Origin of the sequence: Nesterenkonia sphaerica (assembly GCF_005771565.1) — a bacterium.
GTDB classification, from domain to species: Bacteria; Actinomycetota; Actinomycetes; order Actinomycetales; family Micrococcaceae; genus Nesterenkonia; species Nesterenkonia sphaerica.
The window spans coordinates 1-1924 of sequence record NZ_VAWA01000044.1; the positions used below are offsets into that span (position 1 = coordinate 1).

Consider the following 1924-nt stretch of genomic DNA (forward strand, 5'->3'; position numbering starts at 1 on the left):
GGTGTCTCACCTCAGTCTGGCAGGTAGGGGGCTTTCAGTGTAAAAACGACCGAGACGATGCAGTCTCTAAATAGCAAGAATGATCACGTATCGAGAACTCGTGCTTATGAGGCGACGATCGCTCGCTACGCTAGTACGGCTACGGCAACGGCATCGACGATAGCCGAGAGCTTGCGTAGGGAATTTACAGGACTCAGTGTAATTTCAAAGGCTGTAGAGGGAACGCCCGGCTCCACCCTCATCAGTGAGTCCCAAAGACTAGGGGCGGAGATCATAGTTGTGGGAAACAAGAGAGTGCAGGGACCCGCTAGGATACTAGGCAGCATCGCAAGAACCGTAGCTTCCGGGGCAAATTGCGACCTGTATGTAGTCCACACACACCAAAAGTGAGTAGGTGGTAAGAGTTGTTAGGCGCGAGTTTGCGGCAGCGAGAGGTGGCATGGGCGTGGTGGCTGTCGATTGTCGCATGGAGACTCGATATGCTCGACAGTTATTTCGCAGAGCTCTGGCAGGGTTGGCCCACCCTTCCTCGAGCACTAGAAGTATGATGTGACAGGCGTAACACGCTACCAAAAATAGGCGACACTCACGATTCCTCATCACACGTTTTGTGGCAGCGGTCTAAAGGGGATTGGGGCTAGCATGCACGTGGCGTAGAATCGTTGTATGGAGCATCCAAATGTCAAGGCAGGATGGGGCGTACTCGGGCCAGAACCCCAATACCCGATAGAGTCTGTGGATAATGCCCTAAAGATTCTTTTACTTTTGCGAGATCAAAATGACTTAAGGCAACGAGATGTCGCAGACTATCTCGGAGTTGCTAGTTCGACCGCCCACCGACTTTTGGCGATGCTTCAATACCGAGGATTTCTGCGACGTGATCCAGGAAATAAGACATATCGACCTGGTTCCCGACTGACCACGCTGTCTTACTCGGTACTAGCAGGTTTTGATATTCGGGAACTTTTGCGCCCAGTACTGGAAGAACTCCACCAAACTCTTCAGGAGACTGTCCATCTTGGGTCACTCGAGGGAACGAACGTCCGGTTCTTGGACGCGATCGAAAGCCCACACGCTGTGCGTGTGGCGTCCCGTATGGGGCAGTCCAAACCTGCTGCGGCGACGGCCACAGGTAAAGCGTTGTTGGCAGAAGTGCCATCAGACGAACTGCGTCGACTTTATCCGAATACCGAGATCACGGGAGCGAAGGCAGTAAAATCTAGGCTGGATCTTGAACGTGAACTAGTAGTGGTGCGCGAGAGGGGCTACGCGACAAGTGAAGAAGATAATGAAGACGGTGTGTCCTCTGTCGCACTCACAATTCCTACCAATGGGTCCGTATCTCGGTTGGCTTTAAACGTATCATTGCCCGTTAGTCGCATGCTTGAATCAGATCTTGAACGTATAACGTTTCATATGAGGAAAATCGCAGAAAAAGGGTCGGAATTACTGAGCTAGATAGATTGGGATACCGCTTTTAGGGGGAATCAACTCTCTAGACGTGGAGCAGGGTATGACCACTGCCGTTCAATAGACACCCCGGAAACTCCTAGATCCGAGATCTAACATAGATCAGGAATGTCGACATGAACCGTACCGGGCGCAGTTCCATAGCTCTGGTGCGGGAGGTTTCTCTCACTGGTCTCAATAGTAGGCTGCCTTAATCTAGCTGGGGGTTGGTGGCCCCGATGTTCTTGCCGTCGCGTTGTGTTCCAGCAGTGAACCCAGTTCAGTGTGGTGAATTCCACCTCTGTCAGGGAGTGCCAGCCCGGCTGGGAGTGGACCAGCTTTGTCTCGTACAGCCCATTATCTGCCTCCGCAAGGGCATTATCGTATGAGTCACGACGCTCCCGACTGAGGGTTTGATGTCGTGCTCAGCGAGTTTCTCGGTGTAGGCCACCGCGACATACTGACCCCCGCGGTC

At 52.8% G+C, this 1924-nt stretch carries 2 protein-coding genes; both read left to right on the forward strand.

What is annotated here, in order from left to right:
- Positions 1-57: 57 nt before the first annotated feature.
- The gene (locus tag FEF27_RS13925) at positions 58-390 is read left to right on the forward strand and encodes a universal stress protein (RefSeq protein ID WP_138171303.1); all 333 of its coding nucleotides are present in this window, start codon (positions 58-60) and stop codon (positions 388-390) included.
- 276 nt (positions 391-666) lie between these two features.
- The gene (locus FEF27_RS12970) at positions 667-1458 is read left to right on the forward strand and encodes an IclR family transcriptional regulator (RefSeq protein WP_138171304.1); all 792 of its coding nucleotides are present in this window, start codon (positions 667-669) and stop codon (positions 1456-1458) included.
- Positions 1459-1924: the final 466 nt, after the last annotated feature.

Excerpts from the sequence above, each read along its gene's own strand:
- FEF27_RS13925 (WP_138171303.1), top strand. The coding sequence starts at position 58 with ATGCAGTCTCTAAATAGCAAGAATGATCACGTATCGAGAACTCGTGCT.
- FEF27_RS12970 (WP_138171304.1), top strand. The coding sequence starts at position 667 with ATGGAGCATCCAAATGTCAAGGCAGGATGGGGCGTACTCGGGCCAGAA.